The organism is Enterobacter sp. CPE_E1241, assembly GCF_045618265.1.
Classification (GTDB): Bacteria; Pseudomonadota; Gammaproteobacteria; order Enterobacterales; family Enterobacteriaceae; genus Enterobacter; species Enterobacter adelaidei.
On sequence record NZ_JBIWYV010000001.1, the window covers coordinates 937192 to 960097 of the forward strand.

General features: G+C 52.5%; 19 protein-coding genes. 18 read left to right on the forward strand and 1 reads right to left on the reverse strand.

The features are described 5' to 3' along the window. Positions 1-49: 49 nt before the first annotated feature. On the reverse strand, positions 50-844 hold the full coding sequence (map, locus tag ACJ9Y9_RS04490; protein WP_028018301.1) for a type I methionyl aminopeptidase: 795 nt from the start codon (positions 842-844) through the stop codon (positions 50-52). 321 nt (positions 845-1165) lie between these two features. Between map and rpsB the strand changes: the two genes are divergently transcribed. The 18 genes from rpsB (at position 1166) to ACJ9Y9_RS04580 (ending at position 22846) form a co-directional block, all read left to right on the forward strand. Then, positions 1166-1891, forward strand: a complete 726-nt coding sequence (rpsB, locus tag ACJ9Y9_RS04495; protein WP_003856207.1) for a 30S ribosomal protein S2 — start codon at positions 1166-1168, stop codon at positions 1889-1891. 117 nt (positions 1892-2008) lie between these two features. After that, a complete protein-coding gene (tsf, locus tag ACJ9Y9_RS04500; RefSeq protein WP_014830708.1) occupies positions 2009-2860 on the forward strand; it encodes a translation elongation factor Ts in 852 nt (283 codons plus the stop codon). 150 nt (positions 2861-3010) lie between these two features. Continuing rightward, a complete protein-coding gene (gene pyrH / locus ACJ9Y9_RS04505) occupies positions 3011-3736 on the forward strand; it encodes a UMP kinase (protein ID WP_008501910.1) in 726 nt (241 codons plus the stop codon). A gap of 167 nt (positions 3737-3903) precedes the next feature. Beyond that, positions 3904-4461 (forward strand): ribosome recycling factor, encoded by a 558-nt coding sequence (gene frr / locus ACJ9Y9_RS04510; protein ID WP_028018300.1) that lies wholly within the window; start codon positions 3904-3906, stop codon positions 4459-4461. Between the two features lie 95 nt (positions 4462-4556). Beyond that, complete coding sequence (ispC, locus tag ACJ9Y9_RS04515) at positions 4557-5756, forward strand: 1-deoxy-D-xylulose-5-phosphate reductoisomerase (RefSeq protein WP_028018299.1); 1200 nt, start codon at positions 4557-4559, stop codon at positions 5754-5756. Between the two features lie 186 nt (positions 5757-5942). Next, complete coding sequence (gene ispU / locus ACJ9Y9_RS04520) at positions 5943-6701, forward strand: (2E,6E)-farnesyl-diphosphate-specific ditrans,polycis-undecaprenyl-diphosphate synthase (RefSeq protein WP_028018298.1); 759 nt, start codon at positions 5943-5945, stop codon at positions 6699-6701. A 12-nt stretch (positions 6702-6713) separates the two neighbouring features. Further along, positions 6714-7571: a phosphatidate cytidylyltransferase gene (cdsA, locus tag ACJ9Y9_RS04525; RefSeq protein WP_028018297.1), complete on the forward strand. Its 858-nt coding sequence runs from the start codon at positions 6714-6716 to the stop codon at positions 7569-7571. An 11-nt stretch (positions 7572-7582) separates the two neighbouring features. Beyond that, on the forward strand, positions 7583-8935 hold the full coding sequence (rseP, locus tag ACJ9Y9_RS04530) for a sigma E protease regulator RseP (protein WP_028018296.1): 1353 nt from the start codon (positions 7583-7585) through the stop codon (positions 8933-8935). A 29-nt stretch (positions 8936-8964) separates the two neighbouring features. After that, positions 8965-11382, forward strand: coding sequence for an outer membrane protein assembly factor BamA (gene bamA / locus ACJ9Y9_RS04535; RefSeq protein WP_028018295.1), 2418 nt, complete (start codon positions 8965-8967; stop codon positions 11380-11382). Between the two features lie 122 nt (positions 11383-11504). Beyond that, entirely contained in the window at positions 11505-11999 is a 495-nt protein-coding gene (skp, locus tag ACJ9Y9_RS04540) for a molecular chaperone Skp (RefSeq protein WP_008501902.1), read from the forward strand. Positions 12000-12002: 3 nt separating this feature from the next. Continuing rightward, a complete protein-coding gene (gene lpxD / locus ACJ9Y9_RS04545; protein ID WP_028018294.1) occupies positions 12003-13028 on the forward strand; it encodes a UDP-3-O-(3-hydroxymyristoyl)glucosamine N-acyltransferase in 1026 nt (341 codons plus the stop codon). Positions 13029-13131: 103 nt separating this feature from the next. After that, positions 13132-13587, forward strand: coding sequence for a 3-hydroxyacyl-ACP dehydratase FabZ (gene fabZ, locus ACJ9Y9_RS04550; protein ID WP_010426706.1), 456 nt, complete (start codon positions 13132-13134; stop codon positions 13585-13587). 3 nt (positions 13588-13590) lie between these two features. After that, on the forward strand, positions 13591-14379 hold the full coding sequence (gene lpxA, locus ACJ9Y9_RS04555) for an acyl-ACP--UDP-N-acetylglucosamine O-acyltransferase (protein WP_028018293.1): 789 nt from the start codon (positions 13591-13593) through the stop codon (positions 14377-14379). Beyond that, on the forward strand, positions 14379-15527 hold the full coding sequence (lpxB, locus tag ACJ9Y9_RS04560) for a lipid-A-disaccharide synthase (protein ID WP_028018292.1): 1149 nt from the start codon (positions 14379-14381) through the stop codon (positions 15525-15527). Before lpxA ends, lpxB begins: the two co-directional genes overlap by 1 nt. Continuing rightward, complete coding sequence (gene rnhB / locus ACJ9Y9_RS04565) at positions 15524-16120, forward strand: ribonuclease HII (protein ID WP_028018291.1); 597 nt, start codon at positions 15524-15526, stop codon at positions 16118-16120. Before lpxB ends, rnhB begins: the two co-directional genes overlap by 4 nt. 38 nt (positions 16121-16158) lie before the next feature. Further along, positions 16159-19641 (forward strand): DNA polymerase III subunit alpha, encoded by a 3483-nt coding sequence (gene dnaE, locus ACJ9Y9_RS04570; RefSeq protein ID WP_028018290.1) that lies wholly within the window; start codon positions 16159-16161, stop codon positions 19639-19641. A 12-nt stretch (positions 19642-19653) separates the two neighbouring features. Then, positions 19654-20613 (forward strand): acetyl-CoA carboxylase carboxyl transferase subunit alpha, encoded by a 960-nt coding sequence (gene accA, locus ACJ9Y9_RS04575; protein ID WP_006810033.1) that lies wholly within the window; start codon positions 19654-19656, stop codon positions 20611-20613. Between the two features lie 100 nt (positions 20614-20713). Next, a complete protein-coding gene (locus ACJ9Y9_RS04580; protein ID WP_028018289.1) occupies positions 20714-22846 on the forward strand; it encodes a lysine decarboxylase LdcC in 2133 nt (710 codons plus the stop codon). Positions 22847-22906: the final 60 nt, after the last annotated feature.

The window sequence follows — 22906 nt, forward strand, 5'->3', positions numbered from 1 at the left end:
AAGAAAAAGCTATAGCCATTAAAAAAGCCGGCATTTGCCGGCTTTTTTATCATTCATCGTGCGTCAGTATCGCCGGGATAGTGTCATCCTTGCGCAACGTCATAATTTCGCAGCCGTTGTCTGTTACCACAATAGTATGCTCGTACTGCGCAGACAAGCTTCTGTCTTTGGTTTTCACCGTCCAGCCATCTTTCATGGTGCGGATGCGGTAGTCACCGGCGTTGACCATCGGCTCGATGGTGAAGGTCATGCCTTTTTGCAGCACTACGCCGCCATCATCTGCATCATAGTGCAGAACCTGCGGTTCTTCGTGGAACACACGGCCAATGCCGTGACCGCAGTATTCGCGAACGACGGAGAACCCTTCCGCTTCCACGAACTTCTGAATCGCGGCACCAATGGTACGCAGGCGAATACCCGGTTTAACCATTTTCAGCGCCAGGTAGAGGCTCTCTTGCGTCACTTTACACAGACGCTCGCCCAGAATGGTTGGCTTGCCAACGATGAACATCTTAGAGGTGTCACCGTGGTAGTCATCTTTAATGACCGTCACGTCGATGTTGACGATGTCGCCATCTTTGAGCAGTTTTTCGTTGTCCGGAATACCGTGGCAAACCACTTCATTAATAGAAATGCAGACGGATTTCGGGAAACCGTGGTAGCCGAGGCACGCAGATACCGCGTGCTGCTCGTTCACAATATAGTCGTTACAGATGCGGTCCAGTTCACCGGTGCTGACGCCCGGCTTCACGAACGGCTCGATCATTTCCAGCACTTCCGCGGCCAGACGACCGGCGACGCGCATCTTTTCAATTTCTTCAGGTGTCTTAATAGAGATAGCCATGTAATCTGTCCATCGGTGTCGATTTTTTCGACAATACTAGTCTAAGTGTCGCCAATGGTATCAGTCAGGCACACCTCGTGCCAAATTGAGAATCATTAACAGCACACTCCGCCAACAACTGTTGGTTTCTGGTCGTGTTTTGTGGTATAAAGCGCGCCGGACTTCCGATCCATCTCAGATACACAAGCTGGACGGAAGCGACAAATCTCACTTTGTGTAACAACACACACGTATCGGCACATATTCCGGGGTGCCCTTCGGGGTCGGTAATATGGGATACGTGGAGGCATAACCCCAACTTTCAATATAGAGGTTTTAAACATGGCAACTGTTTCCATGCGCGACATGCTCAAGGCTGGTGTTCACTTTGGTCACCAGACCCGTTACTGGAACCCGAAAATGAAGCCTTTCATCTTCGGCGCACGTAACAAAGTTCACATCATCAACCTTGAGAAAACTGTACCAATGTTCAACGAAGCCCTGGCTGAGCTGAACAAGATCTCTTCCCGTAAAGGTAAGATTCTGTTCGTTGGTACTAAGCGCGCTGCAAGCGAAGCTGTGAAAGATGCTGCTAACAGCTGCGACCAGTTCTTCGTGAACCATCGCTGGTTGGGCGGCATGCTGACTAACTGGAAAACTGTTCGTCAGTCAATCAAACGCCTGAAAGATCTGGAAACCCAGTCTCAGGACGGTACTTTCGACAAGCTGACTAAGAAAGAAGCGCTGATGCGCACTCGTGAGCTGGACAAGCTGGAAAACAGCCTGGGCGGTATCAAAGATATGGGCGGCCTGCCAGACGCGCTGTTCGTAATCGATGCAGACCACGAGCACATCGCAATCAAAGAAGCTAACAACCTGGGTATCCCGGTATTCGCTATCGTTGATACCAACTCCGATCCGGACGGTGTTGACTTCGTTATCCCGGGTAACGACGACGCAATCCGTGCTGTTAGCCTGTACCTGAGCGCTGTAGCTGCTACCGTTCGTGAAGGCCGTTCCCAGGATCTGGCTTCTCAGGCGGAAGAAAGCTTCGTAGAAGCTGAATAATAAGGTTTCACCCCTTATTAGTACCGTGTATGAATAGGGGCCCATTATCGGCCCCTTTTTTCAATTTACACTGTTTGGCCGCAGGCCGGGCAGTTCACATCTCCCGAGGATTTAAGAATGGCTGAAATTACCGCATCCCTGGTAAAAGAGCTGCGCGAGCGTACTGGCGCAGGCATGATGGATTGCAAAAAAGCGCTGACTGAAGCGAACGGCGACATCGAGCTGGCAATCGAAAACATGCGTAAATCCGGTGCGATCAAAGCAGCTAAAAAAGCAGGCAACGTTGCTGCTGACGGCGTGATCATCACTAAAATCGACGGCACCTACGGCATCATTCTGGAAGTTAACTGCCAGACTGACTTCGTTGCTAAAGATGGTGGTTTCCAGGCATTTGCTAACAAAGTTCTGGACGCTGCAGTTGCTGGCAAAATCACTGACGTTGAAGTTCTGAAAGCACAGTTCGAAGAAGAACGTGTTGCGCTGGTTGCTAAAATCGGTGAGAACATCAACATCCGTCGTGTTGCTTCTCTGGAAGGTGACGTTCTGGGCTCTTACCAGCACGGTGCGCGTATCGGCGTTCTGGTTGCTGCTAAAGGTGCTGACGAAGAGCTGGTTAAACAGCTGGCTATGCACATCGCTGCAAGCAAACCAGAATTCGTTAAGCCAGAAGACGTGTCTGCTGAAGTGGTAGAGAAAGAGTACCAGGTTCAGCTGGACATCGCGATGCAGTCTGGTAAACCAAAAGAAATCGCAGAGAAAATGGTTGAAGGCCGCATGAAGAAATTCACCGGCGAAGTTTCTCTGACTGGCCAGCCATTCGTAATGGATCCAAGCAAGTCTGTTGCTCAGCTGCTGAAAGAGCACAACGCTGACGTAACTGGCTTCATCCGCTTCGAAGTGGGCGAAGGCATCGAGAAAGTTGAGACTGACTTCGCAGCAGAAGTTGCTGCAATGTCCAAGCAGTCTTAATGATTGAAAAGGAGCCGCCTGAGGGCGGCTTCTTTTTGTCACCCGTCACAGGAAATCAGACAGGCTCCAGTATCGCTGTGCTGATTTGCGGCATATCATGTCGCCAGAATTAACCCCCATCTTAATCGTTGACAGTCTCAGGAAAGAAACATGGCTACCAATGCAAAACCCGTGTACAAACGCATTCTGCTTAAGCTGAGTGGCGAAGCGCTGCAGGGATCGGAAGGCTTCGGTATTGACGCAAGCATCCTTGATCGCATGGCACAGGAAATCAAAGAACTGGTCGAACTGGGTATCCAGGTTGGCGTGGTCATTGGCGGTGGCAACCTTTTCCGTGGTGCTGGTCTGGCGAAAGCGGGGATGAACCGCGTTGTGGGCGACCACATGGGTATGCTGGCAACCGTCATGAATGGCCTGGCAATGCGTGATGCACTGCATCGCGCCTATGTGAATGCCCGCCTGATGTCTGCGATTCCACTGAATGGCGTATGCGATAATTACAGCTGGGCAGAAGCGATTAGCCTGCTGCGCAACAACCGCGTGGTGATCCTCTCCGCCGGTACGGGTAACCCGTTCTTTACAACCGATTCCGCTGCCTGCCTGCGCGGTATCGAGATCGAAGCCGATGTGGTACTGAAAGCGACCAAAGTAGACGGCGTGTTTACTGCCGACCCGGCAAAAGATCCTTCTGCCACCATGTACGATCAGCTGAGCTACAGCGAAGTGCTGGATAAAGAGCTGAAAGTGATGGATCTTGCCGCCTTCACGCTGGCTCGCGACCACAAACTGCCGATCCGTGTCTTCAACATGAACAAGCCAGGCGCACTGCGTCGCGTGGTCATGGGTGAAAAAGAAGGCACTTTGATCACGGAATAATTTCCGTTGACGCTAAATACAGGTAAGATTCCGCTTTATTTTGTAGTGGTATCTTACCCGGGCGCGCCTTTGGCGTTGTCATGAATTAAACGCGACTATACTTAGCACACCTGTAGCGCTGTGCTGGCGGATAGTCTGCCTGAGACAAGTTTTCAAGGATTCGTAACGTGATTAACGACATCAGAAAAGATGCTGAAGTACGCATGGAAAAATGCGTAGAAGCGTTCAAAACCCAAATCAGCAAAATCCGTACTGGCCGTGCTTCCCCAAGCCTGCTGGATGGCATCATCGTAGAATACTACGGTACGCCAACCCCTCTGCGTCAGCTGGCAAGCGTGACGGTTGAAGATACCCGTACGCTGAAAATCAACGTATTCGATCGTTCTATGGGCCCGGCCGTTGAGAAAGCGATCATGGCGTCTGACCTCGGTCTGAACCCAAGCTCTGCGGGCGCTGATATCCGCGTTCCACTTCCTCCGCTGACGGAAGAGCGTCGTAAAGACCTGATCAAAGTCGTTCGTGGCGAAGCTGAGCAGGGTCGCGTTTCCGTTCGTAACGTACGTCGCGACGCGAACGATAAAGTCAAAGCGCTGCTGAAAGAAAAAGAGATCAGTGAAGATGACGATCGTCGTTCACAGGACGATGTTCAGAAAATGACTGATGCTGCCATCAAGAAAATTGATGCGGCGCTGGCAGATAAAGAAGCGGAACTGATGCAGTTCTGATTTCTGTCGTACACTGATAAACGCCGTTCAGAGGGACTTCGGGTCTTGCTGGCGGCGTTTTGCTTTTATCTGGTCTAACTTTTTTCGGGCATCTCATGAAGCATTTAACACTCCTCGGCTCAACCGGCTCTATCGGTTGCAGTACTCTCGACGTCGTTCGCCATAATCCTGAACTTTATAGCGTGACAGCGCTGGTGGCCGGTAAGAATGTGCAGCGAATGGTCGAGCAGTGCCTGGAGTTTTCGCCCCGCTATGCGGTGATGGATGACGAAGAGAGTGCGCGTCTGCTGAAAGTGCAACTGCGTGAAAAGGGCTGTCGAACCGAGGTTCTGAGTGGACAACAGGCAGCTTGTGAGATGGCTGCGCTGGATGAGGTGGATCAGGTGATGGCGGCCATCGTCGGGGCGGCTGGGCTGTTGCCAACACTTGCCGCAATTGATGCCGGTAAGGATGTTCTGCTAGCCAATAAAGAGTCTCTGGTTACCTGTGGACGCCTGTTTATGGATGCGGTGAAGCAGCGCGGGGCGCGTCTTTTACCGGTCGATAGCGAGCACAACGCGATTTTTCAGAGTTTACCGCAACCTTTTCAACAGAACCTGGGGTACGCTGACCTTGAGCAGAATGGTGTGGTGTCTATTCTGCTTACCGGGTCTGGTGGCCCGTTCCGCGAAACGCCACTGTCTGAACTGAGCGCAATGACGCCGGATCAGGCGTGCCGTCATCCGAACTGGTCAATGGGGCGTAAAATCTCCGTTGATTCTGCCACCATGATGAATAAAGGTCTGGAATACATTGAAGCGCGCTGGCTGTTTAATGCGTCAGCGAAACAGATGGAAGTACTGATCCACCCGCAATCGGTGATTCACTCGATGGTGCGCTATCAGGATGGCAGTGTGCTGGCACAGTTGGGCGAGCCGGATATGCGTACGCCAATTGCCCATTCCATGGCGTGGCCAAATCGAGTGAAATCTGGCGTGAAGCCGCTTGATTTCTGCAAGTTAAGTTCTCTGACATTTAGCGAACCAGATTACGATCGCTATCCGTGTCTGAAGCTTGCGATGCATGCCTTTGACCAGGGGCAGGCGGCGACGACGGCACTGAATGCAGCTAATGAAATTACCGTTGAAGCATTTTTGAATCAGCAGATCCGTTTTACCGATATTGCAGCGTTGAATTTATCGGTACTGGAAATGATGGATTTGCGTGAACCACAAAGTGTGGAAGAGGTGCTGGCGGTAGATACAGCGGCTCGTGATATTGCGCGTAAACAAGTGACACGTCCCGCAAGCTGGTGATAAAGCAAGCACTAGTCGTCGTGCTATTTGTTAGCGTTGGGCTTCAGTGATATAGTCTGCGCCACCTGATCGCAGGTATTTGACTTAATGTGGTCAGGTAAGCCGTGGTTTGACACGGCTTTTTTATGTATAGGCTTCAGTATTCCTGAGTACCGTTAAATCCTTTTCAGGGACAAAAAACGCGTTATGTTGTCTGCGAATCAACCAATAAGCGAAAACTTGCCAGCTCATGGCTGTCGTCATGTAGCAATCATTATGGATGGCAACGGCCGCTGGGCGAAAAGACAAGGGAAGATACGAGCCTTTGGGCATAAAGCTGGGGCGAAATCTGTTCGCCGCGCCGTTTCTTTTGCCGCCAATAACGGCATTGATGCGTTAACGCTCTATGCTTTTAGCAGTGAAAACTGGAATCGACCTCCGCAGGAAGTGACCGCGTTGATGGAATTATTTGTGTGGGCGCTCGACAGCGAAGTAAAAAGCCTGCACCGCCACAACGTCCGCCTGCGTATCATTGGCGATACCAGTCGTTTTAACTCACGTTTGCAGGAACGGATTCGTAAAGCAGAAGCGCTGACTGAGAATAATACGGGTCTGACGCTCAATATTGCGGCGAATTACGGCGGACGCTGGGATATTATCCAGGGCGTTCGGCATCTGGCCGAACAGGTTCAGGAAGGGCTGTTGAGACCCGACCAAATTGATGAAGAGGCGCTGAACAAGCAAATCTGCATGAATGAACAGGCACCTGTGGATTTGGTAATTAGGACAGGGGGGGAACATCGCATAAGTAACTTTTTGATATGGCAAATTGCCTATGCCGAACTTTACTTTACGGATGTTCTTTGGCCCGATTTTGATGAACAAGACTTTGAAGGTGCGCTGCATGCCTTTGCCAATCGAGAGCGTCGTTTCGGCGGCACCGAGCCTGGTGGCGACAAAGCCTGATGGGGGTAGCTTTTGCTGAAGTATCGCCTGATTTCCGCTTTTGTATTAATACCCATTGTCATTGCGGCGCTGTTTTTACTGCCCCCAGTGGGATTCGCTATTGTTACGCTGGTGGTATGTATGCTCGCCGCGTGGGAATGGGGACAGTTTAGCGGCTTTACCTCACGCAGTCAGCGAGTATGGCTTGCGGTACTCTGTGGCTTTATCCTGGCCATAATGCTGTTTACGTTGCCTGAATATCATCATGATATTCATCAACCGCTGGTTGCTGGTTCCCTGTGGGTATCGCTGGCCTGGTGGGTTGCGGCTCTGCTGCTGGTGCTTTTCTACCCCGGCTCTGCGGCAATCTGGCGTAATTCAAAAGTGCTGCGGCTTATTTTTGGTTTGCTCACGATTGTTCCATTTTTCTGGGGTATGGTCGCACTACGTGCCTGGCACTATGACGAAAACCACTACAGCGGCGCGATCTGGCTGCTTTATGTGATGATTCTCGTCTGGGGGGCTGACTCCGGGGCCTATATGTTTGGTAAACTGTTTGGCAAACATAAACTGGCGCCGAAGGTTTCCCCAGGTAAAACCTGGCAAGGCTTCATCGGTGGCTTGTTTACGGCAGCGATTATCTCCTGGGGATACGGCGTCTGGGCGAATCTGGAAGTGGCACCGTCAATACTGCTGGTGTGCTCGATTTTTGCTGCGCTTGCCTCAGTGCTCGGTGATTTAACCGAGAGTATGTTTAAGCGTGAAGCAGGGATTAAGGACAGCGGACACCTGATTCCAGGGCATGGCGGTATACTGGATCGCATTGATAGCCTGACAGCGGCTGTTCCGGTATTTGCTTGCTTGCTTTTACTGGTATTTGGGACGATTTAACGGAAGGTTTTATGCTGAGCATTCTCTGGAATCTGGCGGCGTTCATTGTTGCACTGGGTGTACTGATTACCGTGCATGAATTTGGCCATTTCTGGGTTGCTCGCCGTTGTGGTGTGCGGGTAGAGCGATTTTCCATCGGTTTCGGTAAATCACTCTGGACGCGCACCGACCGTCACGGTACGGAATTTGTCATCGCCCTTATCCCGCTGGGCGGCTACGTTAAAATGCTCGACGAGCGCGTTGAGCCTGTCGCACCTGAATTACGACACAGCGCATTCAACAACAAAACGGTTGGACAACGCGCCGCCATCATCGCTGCCGGACCGGTAGCCAACTTCATCTTTGCTATTTTCGCATACTGGCTGGTGTTTATCATTGGCGTCCCCGGCGTGCGCCCTGTGGTAGGTGAAATTGCCCCCAATTCCATCGCGGCGAGTGCGCAAATTACGTCAGGGATGGAACTTAAAGCGATTGATGGCATCGAAACCCCTGATTGGGATGCCGTGCGACTGCAACTGGTAGCCAAAATTGGTGATCAGCAGACAACCATCAGCGTATCGCCGTTTGGTTCTGACACGCGTCAGGACAAAGTGCTCGATTTACGTCACTGGCGTTTCGAGCCAGACAAAGAAGATCCCGTCGCTGCACTGGGCATTCGTCCACGTGGCGCTCAGATTGAGCCGGTGTTAGCCGAAGTACAGGCAAATTCGGCGGCGAGCAAAGCAGGTTTGCAAGCGGGCGACAGGATCGTTAAAGTCGATGGTCAACCATTAACAGAGTGGATGACCTTTGTTACTCTGGTGCGCGATAATCCGGGAACGTCCCTCGCACTGGAAGTTGAGAGGAAAGGTAGTCCGCTTTCGCTGACGCTGATCCCGGATACGAAGTCGGTCGGCAAAAAAGCAGAAGGGTTTGCAGGCGTTGTGCCAAAAGTGATCCCGCTGCCAGATGAGTACAAGACAATACGCCAGTATGGGCCGTTCAGCGCCATCCTTGAAGCCACGGATAAAACATGGCAACTGATGAAGCTGACGGTCAACATGTTGGGGAAATTGATAACCGGTGATGTGAAACTGAACAACCTCAGTGGGCCAATTTCGATTGCTCAGGGGGCTGGGATGTCAGCGGAATTCGGGGTGATTTACTATCTCATGTTCCTCGCGCTGATTAGCGTGAACCTTGGGATAATCAACCTGTTCCCGCTTCCCGTTTTAGACGGGGGTCATCTGCTGTTTTTAGCGATTGAAAAGCTAAAAGGCGGACCGGTATCCGAGCGAGTTCAAGACTTTAGTTATCGCATTGGCTCGATTTTGCTGGTGCTGTTAATGGGGCTTGCACTTTTCAATGATTTCTCTCGGTTGTAAGAGAGTGTTAGGAAGAACGCATAATAACGATGGCGATGAAAAAGTTGCTCATAGCGTCGCTGCTGTTTAGCAGCGCCACCGTATACGGTGCTGACGGGTTCGTAGTGAAAGACATTCATTTCGAAGGCCTCCAGCGTGTCGCCGTTGGTGCGGCCCTCCTCAGTATGCCTGTACGCCCCGGCGATACGGTCAATGATGATGATATCAGTAACACCATCCGTGCTCTGTTTGCCACCGGCAACTTCGAGGATGTCCGCGTCCTGCGCGATGGTGATACGCTGCTGGTACAGGTAAAAGAACGTCCAACGATTGCCAGTATCACTTTCTCCGGTAACAAGTCGGTGAAAGATGACATGCTCAAGCAAAACCTTGAAGCATCGGGTGTTCGTGTGGGCGAGTCTCTGGACCGCACAACCCTTTCAGACATTGAGAAAGGTCTGGAAGACTTCTACTACAGCGTGGGTAAATACAGTGCCAGCGTGAAAGCAGTGGTAACACCTCTGCCACGTAACCGTGTTGACCTGAAGTTGGTCTTCCAGGAAGGTGTTTCTGCGAAGATCCAGCAGATCAACATTGTCGGCAACCACGCGTTTAGCACCGACGAACTGATCTCGACCTTCCAGCTGCGCGATGAAGTGCCATGGTGGAACGTGGTGGGCGATCGTAAATACCAGAAACAGAAACTGGCGGGCGACCTTGAGACCCTGCGCAGCTACTATCTGGATCGTGGTTATGCCCGTTTCAACATTGACTCAACCCAGGTCAGTCTGACGCCGGACAAGAAAGGGATCTACATTACGATTAACATCACTGAAGGCGATCAGTATAAGCTTTCTGGTGTTGAAGTAAGTGGCAACCTGGCGGGGCATTCTGCTGAGATCGAATCGCTGACCAAAATTCAGCCAGGCGATCTGTACAGTGGTTCTAAAGTGACCAAAATGGAAGACAGCATTAAGAAGCTGCTCGGCCGCTATGGTTATGCCTATCCTCGCGTACAAACACAGCCGGAAATTAACGACGCGGATAAAACCGTTAAGCTGCACGTGAATGTTGATGCGGGTAACCGTTTCTACGTGCGTAAGATCCGCTTCGTTGGTAACGACACCTCTAAAGATTCCGTACTGCGCCGCGAAATGCGTCAGATGGAAGGCGCATGGTTGGGTAGCGATCTCGTTGACCAGGGGAAAGAGCGTCTGAACCGTCTGGGTTATTTTGAAACCGTAGATACGGATACCCAGCGCGTACCAGGCAGTCCGGATCAGGTTGATGTCGTCTATAAAGTGAAAGAGCGTAACACCGGCAGCTTCAACTTCGGTGTGGGTTACGGTACTGAAAGCGGCGTGAGCTTCCAGGTCGGGGTACAGCAGGATAACTGGCTGGGTACGGGTTACTCTGTTGGTATCAATGGTACTAAAAACGACTACCAGACCTATTCTGAGTTCTCTGTCACTAACCCATACTTCACCGTAGACGGTGTGAGTCTGGGCGGTCGTATCTTCTATAACGACTTTAAAGCTGACGACGCGGACCTGTCCTCTTACACCAACAAGAGTTACGGTGTAGACGGTACGCTTGGTTTCCCGGTTAACGAATACAACACCCTGCGTGCGGGCTTAGGTTACGTGCATAACGACCTGTCCAACATGCAACCGCAGGTAGCGATGTGGCGCTACCTGGACTCTATCGGTCAGTCAACCAGTAAAAACGGTCATGACAACGGCTTTGCAGCAGATGACTTCACCTTTAACTACGGCTGGACCTATAACCGTCTTGACCGCGGTTACTTCCCGACGGAAGGTTCTCGTGTCAACCTGAACGGTAAAGTTACCGTACCGGGTTCCGATAACGAGTTCTATAAGGTCACGCTGGATACCGCGTCTTACTTCCCAATTGATGACGACCACAAGTGGGTGGTTCTGGGTCGTACCCGTTGGGGCTATGGTGATGGTCTGGGTGGCAAGGAACTGCCATTCTATGAAAACTTCTATGCCGGTGGTTCCAGCACCGTTCGTGGCTTCCAGTCCAACAACATTGGTCCGAAAGCGGTCTACTACGGCGGAAACGACAAAGATAACTGTGATAAGTCTTCGACTTCCGACGTTTGTAGCTCCAATGATGCTGTGGGCGGTAACGCCATGGCCGTTGCCAGCCTGGAGTTCATTACACCAACGCCGTTTATCAGTGATAAATATGCGAACTCAGTCCGTACGTCCTTCTTCTGGGATGCCGGTACTGTGTGGGATACCAACTGGCAGAATACTGCCCAGATGCGAGCGGAAGGTATTCCTGACTACAGCGATCCGAGCAATATTCGCATGTCTGCCGGTATCGCATTACAATGGATGTCACCGCTGGGGCCGTTGGTCTTCTCTTACGCCCAGCCGTTTAAGAAATATGATGGAGATAAGTCGGAGCAATTCCAGTTTAACATTGGTAAAACCTGGTAATAATCCGCTGCAAAGGAATGCGTTGGCAGTGTAGCGCTGACAACTGGCGATCGGTAACACGATCGCCTTGCCACGCAAAGAACGGTACCTTCTGGTGCCAATGGGATGGTAAGGAGTTAATTGTGAAAAAGTGGTTATTAGCTGCAGGTCTCGGTTTAGCGATGGCAACTTCTGCTCAGGCAGCAGACAAAATTGCAATCGTCAACATGGGTAATTTGTTCCAGCAGGTTGCACAGAAAACTGGCGTTTCTGCGACTCTGGAAAACGAATTCAAAGGCCGTGCAAGCGAACTGCAGGGTATGGAAAACGATCTTCAGTCCAAAATGCAGCGTCTGCAGCGTGATGGTTCTACCATGAAAGCAAGCGATCGCAGCAAGCTGGAAAAAGACGTAATGGCTCAGCGCCAGGCGTTCTCTCAGAAAGCGCAGGCTTTCGAGCAGGATCGTCAGCGTCGTTCTAACGAAGAACGTGGCAAGCTGGTGACTCGCATTCAGACTGCTGTTAAAGCAGTGGCTGCCGATCAGAGCATCGATCTGGTTGTTGATGCGAACGCCGTCGCTTTCAACAGCAAAGATGTTAAAGACATCACCGCTGATGTTCTGAAACAGGTTAAATAAGTAATGCCTTCAATTCGACTGGCTGATTTAGCTCAGCAGTTGGATGCAGAATTACACGGTGATGGCGATATCGTCATCACCGCTGTTGCGTCCATGCAATCTGCTAAAGCTGGCACGATTACCTTCATGGTAAGCCCTAAGTACCGTGAACAACTGGCTCAATGCCAGGCGTCAGCTGTTGTTCTGACGCAGGACGATCTTCCGTTTGCCACTAGCGCTGCACTGGTAGTGAAAAATCCCTACCTGACGTATGCACGCATGGCTCAAATTCTTGATACCACGCCGCAGCCGGCCCAGAACATTGCTGCCAGTGCAGCGATTGACCCGACGGCTCAGTTGGGTAGTAACGTAGCGGTTGGTGCGAATGCCGTTATCGAGTCTGGCGTAGTGTTGGGCGATAACGTCGTTATCGGACCGGGTTGCTTCGTTGGGAAAAATACGAAAATCGGCGCCGGGACCCGTTTATGGGCCAATGTGTCCATTTACCATGAAGTTGAAATTGGCGAAAATTGCCTCGTCCAGTCCAGTACAGTGATTGGATCGGATGGCTTTGGTTACGCTAACGATCGTGGTAATTGGGTTAAAATCCCACAGCTTGGTCGCGTGATCATTGGCGATCGTGTGGAGATCGGGGCCTGTACCACTATTGACCGTGGCGCGCTTGACGACACGATCATTGGCAATGGTGTTATCATTGATAACCAGTGCCAGATTGCGCATAACGTTGTGATTGGCGACAATACCGCGGTAGCGGGGGGCGTCATCATGGCTGGCAGCCTGAAAATTGGCCGTTACTGCATGATTGGCGGCGCGAGCGTGATTAATGGCCATATGGAAATATGCGACAAAGTCACAGTGACGGGAATGGGCATGGTAATGCGCCCTATCACTGAACCTGGCGTCTATTCCTCCGGCATCCCGCTGCAACCCAACAAGGTATGGCGTAAAACAGCAGCTCTGGTGATGAACATTGATGATATGAGCAAGCGTCTCAAGTCTCTTGAGCGCAAGATCGATCAACAAGACTAAACGTCATCCGTTTAACGCCTATTTTTCCCGGCCTGTCGGCTTTCTAATAAACCGGCAGGCCGTGTTATTATTGTTATCAGTACATTTTGACAGGAAGAGTATTTTGACTACTGACACTCATACTCTGCATATTGAAGAGATTTTAGAACTTCTGCCGCACCGCTACCCGTTTCTGCTGGTAGACCGTGTGCTGGATTTTGAAGAAGGTCGTTTTCTGCGCGCAGTGAAAAATGTTTCCGTGAACGAGCCGTTCTTCCAGGGGCACTTCCCTGGTAAGCCTATCTTCCCGGGTGTGTTGATTCTGGAAGCGATGGCTCAGGCTACCGGTATTCTGGCGTTTAAAAGCGTTGGCAAACTGGAGCCAGGTGAGCTGTATTACTTCGCGGGTATTGATGAAGCGCGCTTTAAGCGCCCTGTCGTGCCTGGTGATCAGATGATCATGGAAGTCACTTTTGAAAAAACGCGTCGTGGCCTGACTCGCTTCAAAGGCGTAGCGCTGGTTGACGGCAAAGTTGTTTGCGAAGCGACGATGATGTGTGCTCGTAGCCGGGAGTCCTGATACGTGATTGATAAATCCGCCTTTATTCATCCTACCGCGATTGTGGAAACCGGTGCCATCATTGGCGCTAACGTCCACATTGGCCCGTTTTGTATTGTTGGACCCCATGTCGAAATTGGTGAGGGTACAGTACTGAAATCTCACGTTGTCGTGAATGGTCACACGATCATTGGCTGCAATAACGAGATCTATCAGTTCGCCTCCATCGGCGAAGTTAACCAGGATCTTAAATATGCTGGTGAGTCGACCCGTCTGGAAATTGGCGATCGTAACCGTATTCGCGAAAGCGTCACCATTCATCGTGGAACAGTACAGGGTGGTGGGTTGACGAAGGTGGGCAGCGATAACCTGTTTATGGTTAATGCGCATATCGCGCACGACTGTACCGTGGGTGACCGCTGTATTCTTGCCAACAACGCAACGCTGGCAGGACACGTATCGGTTGATGACTTCGCAATTATTGGCGGCATGACCGCAGTCCATCAGTTCTGCATTATTGGTGCACACGTGATGGTCGGCGGATGCTCCGGTGTGGCGCAGGACGTCCCACCGTATGTGATTGCGCAGGGCAACCATGCCACGCCGTTTGGCGTGAACATCGAAGGCCTCAAGCGTCGTGGCTTTAGCCGCGAAGCGATTACTGCCATCCGCAACGCGTACAAACTGCTGTACCGTAGCGGCAAAACGCTGGAAGAGGCGAAGCCGGAAATTGCCGAGCTGGCGAATAAGTACCCGGAGGTGAACGCGTTCATGGAATTCTTTGACCGTTCAACAAGGGGTCTGATTCGTTAATGGTCGACAGTCGTCCGCTTACGATAGCCCTGGTCGCCGGAGAAACCTCCGGCGATATTCTTGGTGCAGGTCTTATCCGTGCGCTTAAGGCGCGTGTACCCAATGCACGATTTGTTGGCGTTGCTGGCCCGCTGATGCAGGCCGAAGGCTGTGAAGCCTGGTATGAAATGGAAGAGCTGGCTGTGATGGGCATCGTTGAGGTGCTGGGGCGGCTACGCCGTTTACTGCATATTCGTGCCGATCTTACTCGCCGCTTTACCGAACTGAAACCCGATGTGTTTGTCGGTATCGATGCACCTGATTTCAACATTACCCTCGAAGGGAATTTGAAAAAGCAGGGTATAAAAACCATTCATTACGTCAGTCCGTCCGTCTGGGCGTGGCGACAGAAACGCGTTTTCAAAATCGGACGGTCCACCAACCTGGTGCTGGCTTTCCTGCCTTTCGAAAAAGCGTTTTACGACAGATTTAATGTTCCGTGTCGTTTTATCGGTCATACCATGGCGGATGCGATGCCATTGGATCCGGATAAAAACGCGGCGCGCGACGTGCTCGGCATCCCGCACGATGCGCACTGTCTGGCATTGCTGCCAGGCAGCCGTGGCGCAGAAGTTGAGATGCTGAGCGCCGATTTCCTCAAAACAGCGCAAATTCTTCGTCAGACCTATCCCGACCTTGAAGTGGTTGTTCCGCTGGTGAATGCCAAACGCCGCGAGCAGTTTGAGCGCATCAAAGCGGAAGTCGCCCCGGATCTTTACGTTCGTCTTCTGGACGGGAAAGGGCGGGAAGCGATGTACGCGAGCGATGCCGCGCTGCTGGCCTCCGGCACGGCGGCGCTGGAATGTATGCTGGCGAAATGCCCGATGGTGGTCGGTTATCGCATGAAGCCGTTCACCTTCTGGCTGGCAAAACGTCTGGTGAAAACGGATTATGTCTCCCTGCCAAACCTGCTTGCCGGGCGCGAGCTGGTGAAAGAGCTTTTGCAGGATGAGTGCCAGCCGCAGGCGCTTGCCGATGCTCTGCTGCCGCTGCTTGCCGACGGCAAGACCAGCCACCAGATGCATGATACGTTCCGTGAACTGCATCAGCAGATCCGCTGTAATGCCGATGAGCAAGCGGCTGATGCGGTGCTGGAGTTAGCAAAATGATGGAATTTGTTTATCCTCACACCCACCTTGTGGCAGGTGTGGATGAAGTGGGGCGTGGCCCGTTAGTCGGGGCAGTAGTTACCGCTGCGGTGATCCTCGATCCGACCCGCCCGATTATTGGGCTGAACGACTCTAAAAAATTGTCCGAAAAGCGTCGACTGGCGCTGTTTGGTGAGATTCAGGAGAAGGCGCTGGCCTGGAGCCTGGGGCGCGCTGAACCGCATGAAATCGACGAGCTGAATATTTTGCATGCCACGATGCTGGCGATGCAGCGTGCGGTGGCGGGTCTGAAAATACCCCCGGAATACGTCCTGATTGACGGTAACCGCTGTCCGTCATTGCCTATGCCTTCGATGGCCGTGGTCAAAGGCGATAGCCGCGTCGCAGAAATCAGTGCCGCTTCTATTATTGCCAAAGTGACACGCGATGCCGAAATGGCCGCGCTGGATCTCACTTACCCTCAGTATGGTTTCGCCCAGCACAAGGGGTATCCAACAGCTTTCCATCTGGAAAAGCTGGCTGAACATGGCGCAACCGAACATCACCGGCGCAGCTTTGGCCCGGTGAAACGCGCGCTGGGACTGGTGTCCTGAATCAATACGCAAGCAATTAAGTAACGCGGAATCTGAAGATGGCTGAACCACGTTTCGTACACCTGCGGGTGCATAGTGACTACTCCATGATCGATGGGCTCGCGAAGACCGGACCGCTGGTTAAAAAGGCGGCCTCTCTTGGCATGCCTGCACTGGCGATCACCGATTTTACCAACCTGTGTGGCCTGGTGAAGTTCTACGGAACGGCGCATGGCGCGGGGATGAAGCCTATCGTCGGTGCAGATTTTCATGTGCAGAGCGATCTCATCGGCGATGAAATGACGCAAATCTCCGTGTTAGCGATGAACAACACGGGATATCAAAACCTCACACTGCTTATCTCAAAAGCCTATCAACGCGGCTATGGCGCGCTGGGGCCGTGGATCGACCGCGACTGGCTGGCTGAGCTAAATGAAGGGCTGCTGCTCATCTCTGGCGGCCGTATGGGTGATGTCGGTAAATGCCTGCTGCGTGGCAACAGCGCATTGGTGGAACAGTGCGTCTCGTTTTATGAAGAGTACTTTCCGGATCGCTATTATCTGGAGTTGATTCGTACTGGCCGCCCTGACGAAGAGAATTATCTGCACGCTGCTGTCGCGTTGGCTGAAGAGCGCGGCTTGCCCGTGGTGGCAACGAATGACGTGCGTTTCCTGGAGTCTGGTGATTTTGACGCGCACGAAATACGCGTCGCTATCCACGATGGCTTCACCCTCGACGATCCAAAGCGTCCGCGTAATTACTCCTCGCAGCAATATATGCGCAGCGAAGAGGAAATGTGCGAACTCTTCTCCGATATTCCGGAAGCGCTGGAAAACAGCGTCGAGATAGCAAAACGCTGCAACGTTACCGTGCGCCTCGGAGAATACTTCCTTCCGCAGTTCCCGACGGGAGATATGACCACGGAAGATTTCCTGGTCGTGAAATCCAAAGAGGGTCTGGAAGAGCGTCTGGAATTCCTGTTCCCGGATGAAGAAGAACGCAAAAAACGTCGTCCTGAATATGACGAACGCCTGGATATAGAACTCCAGGTGATTAACCAGATGGGCTTCCCGGGCTACTTCCTGATCGTTATGGAGTTTATCCAGTGGTCGAAGGACAACGGCGTGCCGGTAGGTCCGGGACGTGGTTCCGGTGCGGGTTCACTGGTTGCTTACGCACTCAAAATTACCGACCTCGATCCGCTGGAATTCGACCTGCTGTTCGAACGTTTCCTTAACCCGGAACGTGTCTCCATGCCCGACTTCGACGTCGACTTCTGCATGGAGAAACGTGACCAGGTTATCGAACACGTGGCGGATATGTACGGTCGTGATGCGGTATCGCAGATTATTACTTTCGGTACGATGGCGGCAAAAGCGGTTATCCGCGACGTAGGCCGCGTGCTGGGACATCCGTACGGTTTTGTTGATCGTATCTCGAAACTGGTCCCGCCCGATCCGGGCATGACGCTGGCGAAAGCGTTCGAAGCCGAGCCGCAACTGCCGGAAATTTACGAAGCTGACGAAGAAGTCAAAGCGCTGATCGACATGGCGCGTAAGCTGGAAGGGGTCACGCGTAACGCCGGGAAACATGCGGGTGGGGTGGTTATCGCTCCAACCAAAATTACCGATTTTGCGCCGCTTTACTGTGATGAAGCAGGTCAGCATCCGGTTACCCAGTTTGACAAGAACGATGTGGAATACGCCGGGCTGGTGAAGTTCGACTTCCTCGGTCTGCGTACTCTGACCATCATCAACTGGGCGCTGGAGATGATCAACGCCCGTCGTGAGAAGAACGGCGAGCCGCCGCTGGATATTGCCGCTATCCCGCTGGATGACAAGAAAAGTTTCGACATGCTGCAGCGCTCGGAGACCACCGCGGTCTTCCAGCTTGAATCCCGCGGCATGAAAGACCTGATTAAACGTCTGCAACCTGACTGTTTCGAAGATATGATCGCACTGGTGGCGCTGTTCCGTCCGGGGCCCCTTCAGTCAGGGATGGTAGATAACTTTATCGACCGTAAGCACGGGCGCGAAGAGATTTCCTACCCGGACGTTCAGTGGCAGCATGAAAGCCTGAAACCAGTACTGGAACCGACCTACGGCATCATTCTGTACCAGGAACAGGTTATGCAGATTGCCCAGGTGCTCTCTGGTTATACCCTTGGCGGTGCGGACATGCTGCGTCGTGCGATGGGTAAGAAAAAGCCGGAAGAGATGGCCAAGCAGCGTGGCACCTTCGAAGAAGGGGCGAAAAAGAACGGCGTTGACGGCGAACTGGCGATGAAAATTTTCGACCTGGTGGAGAAATTCGCCGGGTACGGATTTAACAAATCTCACTCTGCCGCCTATGCTTTGGTTTCGTATCAGACGCTGTGGCTGAAAGCGCACTATCCGGCTGAGTTTATGGCGGCGGTTATGACCGCCGATATGGACAACACCGAGAAGGTGGTTGGTCTGGTGGATGAGTGCTGGCGCATGGGTCTGAAGATCCTGCCGCCGGATATCAACTCAGGTCTTTACCATTTCCACGTCAACGAGCACGGGGAAATCGTTTACGGGATCGGTGCGATCAAAGGCGTAGGTGAGGGGCCGATCGAAGCGATCATCGAAGCCCGTAACAACGGTGGTTATTTCCGTGAGCTGTTCGATCTTTGCGCCCGTACGGATACCAAAAAACTGAACCGCCGCGTGCTGGAAAAACTGATCATGTCTGGCGCGTTCGACAGGCTCGGGCCGCACCGCGCCGCGCTGATGAACTCGCTCGGCGATGCGCTGAAAGCAGCCGATCAACATGCGAAAGCGGAAGCCATTGGCCAGGCGGATATGTTCGGTGTGCTGGCAGAAGAGCCAGAGCAGATCGAGCAGTCATACGCCAGCTGCCTGCCGTGGCCAGAACAGGTGGTACTGGATGGTGAGCGTGAAACGTTAGGTTTGTACCTGACGGGGCACCCGATCAACCAGTACATCAAAGAAATTGAGCGCTATGTCGGAGGCTACAGGCTGAAAGACATGCATCCGACAGAACGTGGTAAAATCACCACGGCTGCGGGGCTCGTGATTGCTGCAAGGGTAATGGTCACCAAGCGCGGCAATCGTATCGGCATCTGTACGCTGGATGACCGTTCCGGGCGTCTGGAGGTGATGTTGTTCACCGACGCGCTGGATAAATACCAGCAATTGCTGGAAAAAGACCGCATACTTATCGTCAGCGGACAGGTCAGCTTTGATGACTTCAGCGGGGGGCTTAAAATGACCGCCCGCGAAGTGATGGACATTGACGAAGCCCGGGAAAAATATGCTCGCGGGCTTGCTATCTCGCTGACGGACAGGCAAATTGATGACCAGCTTTTAAACCGACTCCGTCAGTCTCTGGAACCCCACCGCTCGGGGACAATTCCAGTACATCTCTACTATCAGAGGGCGGATGCACGTGCGCGGTTGCGCTTTGGTGCAACGTGGCGTGTCTCTCCGAGCGATCGTTTACTTAACGATCTCCGTGGCCTCATTGGTTCGGAGCAGGTGGAACTGGAGTTTGACTAATACAGGAATACTATGAGTCTGAATTTCCTTGATTTCGAACAGCCGATTGCTGAGCTGGAAGCGAAAATCGATTCTCTGACAGCGGTAAGCCGTCAGGATGAAAAACTGGATATTAACATCGACGAAGAAGTGCATCGTCTGCGCGAAAAAAGCGTAGAACTGACGCGCAAAATCTTTGCCGATCTCGGCGCATGGCAGATTGCCCAGCTGGCGCGTCACCCACAGCGTCCGTACACCCTGGATTATGTCCGCCTGGCGTTTGATGAATTTGACGAACTGGCCGGCGATCGCGCATACGCTGACGATAAAGCTATCGTCGGTGGTATTGCTCGTCTGGATGGACGCCCGGTGATGATCATTGGTCATCAGAAAGGTCGTGAAACCAAAGAGAAAATTCGTCGTAACTTTGGAATGCCTGCACCAGAAGGCTACCGTAAAGCTCTGCGTTTGATGGAGATGGCTGAGCGTTTCAACATGCCAATCATCACCTTTATCGACACGCCGGGTGCATACCCGGGTGTGGGCGCGGAAGAACGTGGCCAGTCTGAAGCTATCGCACGCAACCTGCGTGAGATGTCTCGCCTGAGCGTGCCGGTCATCTGTACCGTTATCGGTGAAGGTGGTTCCGGTGGTGCGCTGGCGATTGGCGTTGGCGATAAAGTTAATATGCTGCAATACAGCACCTATTCCGTTATCTCTCCGGAAGGCTGTGCGTCCATTCTGTGGAAAAGCGCCGACAAAGCGCCGCTGGCCGCAGAGGCGATGGGCATTATTGCCCCACGTCTGAAAGAGCTGAAGCTGATCGATACCGTTATCCCGGAACCTCTGGGTGGCGCGCATCGCAAGCCTGAAGTGATGGCGGCTTCCCTGAAAGCACAGCTGCTGGCAGACCTGGCAGACCTCGACGTGCTGAGCAAAGAAGATTTGCTGAACCGTCGTTATCAGCGTCTGATGACCTACGGTTACGCATAAGCTTCACAATTGTCTGAAAAGCCGCACAATGTTGCGGCTTTTTTTATACCTGCCGTTTACCTTAACTATGCTTAGCTAATATTTTTCAAGGAGGTAAACCGTGAACATTATTGCCATTATGGGGCCGCACGGCGTCTTTTATAAAGACGAGCCCATCAAGGAGCTGGAACAAACCCTGCAGTCGCGCGGGTACCAGCTGATCTGGCCACACAATAGCGCCGATCTGCTGAAATTTATTGAGCACAACCCGCGTATCTGCGGGGTAATCTTCGACTGGGATGAGTACGACCTCGAGCTGTGCAGCGATATCAACAAGCTGAACGAATATCTCCCGCTGTACGCGTTTATCAATACCCACTCAACTATGGATGTCAGCGCCCATGATATGCGTATGGCGCTGTGGTTCTTTGAATATTCGCTTGGCGTCGCGGACGATATTGCGACCCGTATTCAGCAGTACACACGTGAATATCTCGATAACATCACGCCACCGTTTACCCGTGCGTTGTTTACCTATGTGAAAGAAGGCAAATATACCTTCTGTACGCCCGGACATATGGCGGGAACGGCGTATCAAAAAAGTCCGGTGGGCTGTCTGTTCTATGATTTCTTTGGTGGCAATACGCTAAAAGCGGACGTGTCGATTTCGGTCACTGAGCTGGGATCTCTGCTCGACCATACAGGCCCGCATCTGGAAGCTGAAGAGTATATTGCCCGCACGTTCGGCGCTGAGCAAAGCTATATGGTGACCAATGGCACCTCGACCTCGAACAAAATTGTCGGGATGTACGCCGCCCCCGCTGGTAGCACCTTGCTGATTGACCGGAACTGTCATAAATCGCTGGCGCACTTGCTGATGATGAGCGACGTCGTACCGCTCTGGCTGTCACCCACGCGTAACGCGCTCGGTATCCTCGGCGGCATTCCGCGCCGGGAGTTTACGCATGAAGCCATTGAAAGCAAGGTCGCGGTAGTGCCCGGCGCAAGCTGGCCTGTCCATGCGGTGATCACCAACTCGACCTATGACGGTCTGCTGTACAACACTAACTGGATTAAAAAAACGCTGGACGTGCCGTCGATCCACTTCGATTCCGCGTGGGTGCCGTACACCAACTTCCACCCGATTTACGCGGGTAAAAGCGGCATGAGCGGTGAACGCGTGCCGGGTAAAGTGTTCTTCGAAACGCAGTCGACGCATAAGATGCTGGCTGCGTTTTCTCAGGCATCGCTAATTCACGTCAAAGGCGAGTACGACGAAGAGACGTTTAACGAAGCCTTTATGATGCATACCACGACCTCGCCGAGCTATCCGCTGGTTGCCTCCATTGAAACGGCAGCGGCAATGCTGCGCGGTAATCCTGGTAAGCGTTTGATTAACCGCTCGGTTGAACGAGCACTGCATTTTCGTAAAGAGGTTCAGCGACTTAAAGATGAAGCTGACGGCTGGTTCTTCGATATCTGGCAACCGGAAGAGATTGATGAAGCAGCATGCTGGCCCGTCTCACCCGGTGAAAACTGGCATGGTTTCCGCGAAGCTGATAGCGACCATATGTTCCTCGACCCGGTAAAAGTCACGATCCTGACGCCGGGCATGGATGAGCAGGGTAAGATGAGCGACGAAGGGATCCCCGCCGCGCTGGTGGCGAAATTTCTTGATGAACGGGGTGTGGTGGTTGAAAAAACGGGTCCTTATAACCTGCTGTTCCTCTTCAGTATTGGTATTGATAAAACCCGGGCGATGGGGCTATTGCGCGGCCTGATGGAGTTTAAGCGCGCTTATGATCTCAACTTGCGGGTGAAAAACATGCTGCCGGATCTCTATGCGGAGGATCCTGACTTCTATCGCAATATGCGTATTCAGGATCTCGCTCAGGGGATCCATCGGCTTATTCGGCAGCACGATCTGCCGCGCCTGATGCTGCAGGCGTTTGATGTGTTGCCAGAAATGAAGCTTACCCCACACAAAGCATGGCAGCGGCAGGTGAAAGGGGAGGTCGAAACCGTTGAGCTGGAAAATCTGGTCGGGCGCGTATCGGCCAACATGATCCTGCCTTACCCGCCGGGTGTACCGCTCCTGATGCCGGGAGAGATGATTACCGAGGAAAGCCGGGCCGTGCTCGATTTTCTGTTGATGCTTTGCTCGGTAGGGCGTCACTATCCAGGATTTGAGACGGATATCCACGGTGCGAAGCGCGATGAGAACGGCGTTTACTGGGTGCGAGTCCTAAAATAAAGATGGCCACTTGCCAGGTGCGGGTTTTCGGTTGTAACGTTCAGGGATCATAAAAAGGAG

Coding starts and splice junctions, on each gene's coding strand:
- rseP (WP_028018296.1), top strand. CDS start 7,583: ATGCTGAGCATTCTCTGGAATCTGGCGGCGTTCATTGTTGCACTGGGT.
- ispC (WP_028018299.1), top strand. CDS start 4,557: ATGAAGCATTTAACACTCCTCGGCTCAACCGGCTCTATCGGTTGCAGT.
- lpxB (WP_028018292.1), top strand. CDS start 14,379: ATGGTCGACAGTCGTCCGCTTACGATAGCCCTGGTCGCCGGAGAAACC.
- dnaE (WP_028018290.1), top strand. CDS start 16,159: ATGGCTGAACCACGTTTCGTACACCTGCGGGTGCATAGTGACTACTCC.
- lpxD (WP_028018294.1), top strand. CDS start 12,003: ATGCCTTCAATTCGACTGGCTGATTTAGCTCAGCAGTTGGATGCAGAA.
- rpsB (WP_003856207.1), top strand. CDS start 1,166: ATGGCAACTGTTTCCATGCGCGACATGCTCAAGGCTGGTGTTCACTTT.
- map (WP_028018301.1), bottom strand. CDS start 844: ATGGCTATCTCTATTAAGACACCTGAAGAAATTGAAAAGATGCGCGTC.
- bamA (WP_028018295.1), top strand. CDS start 8,965: ATGGCGATGAAAAAGTTGCTCATAGCGTCGCTGCTGTTTAGCAGCGCC.
- pyrH (WP_008501910.1), top strand. CDS start 3,011: ATGGCTACCAATGCAAAACCCGTGTACAAACGCATTCTGCTTAAGCTG.
- ispU (WP_028018298.1), top strand. CDS start 5,943: ATGTTGTCTGCGAATCAACCAATAAGCGAAAACTTGCCAGCTCATGGC.
- tsf (WP_014830708.1), top strand. CDS start 2,009: ATGGCTGAAATTACCGCATCCCTGGTAAAAGAGCTGCGCGAGCGTACT.
- accA (WP_006810033.1), top strand. CDS start 19,654: ATGAGTCTGAATTTCCTTGATTTCGAACAGCCGATTGCTGAGCTGGAA.
- rnhB (WP_028018291.1), top strand. CDS start 15,524: ATGATGGAATTTGTTTATCCTCACACCCACCTTGTGGCAGGTGTGGAT.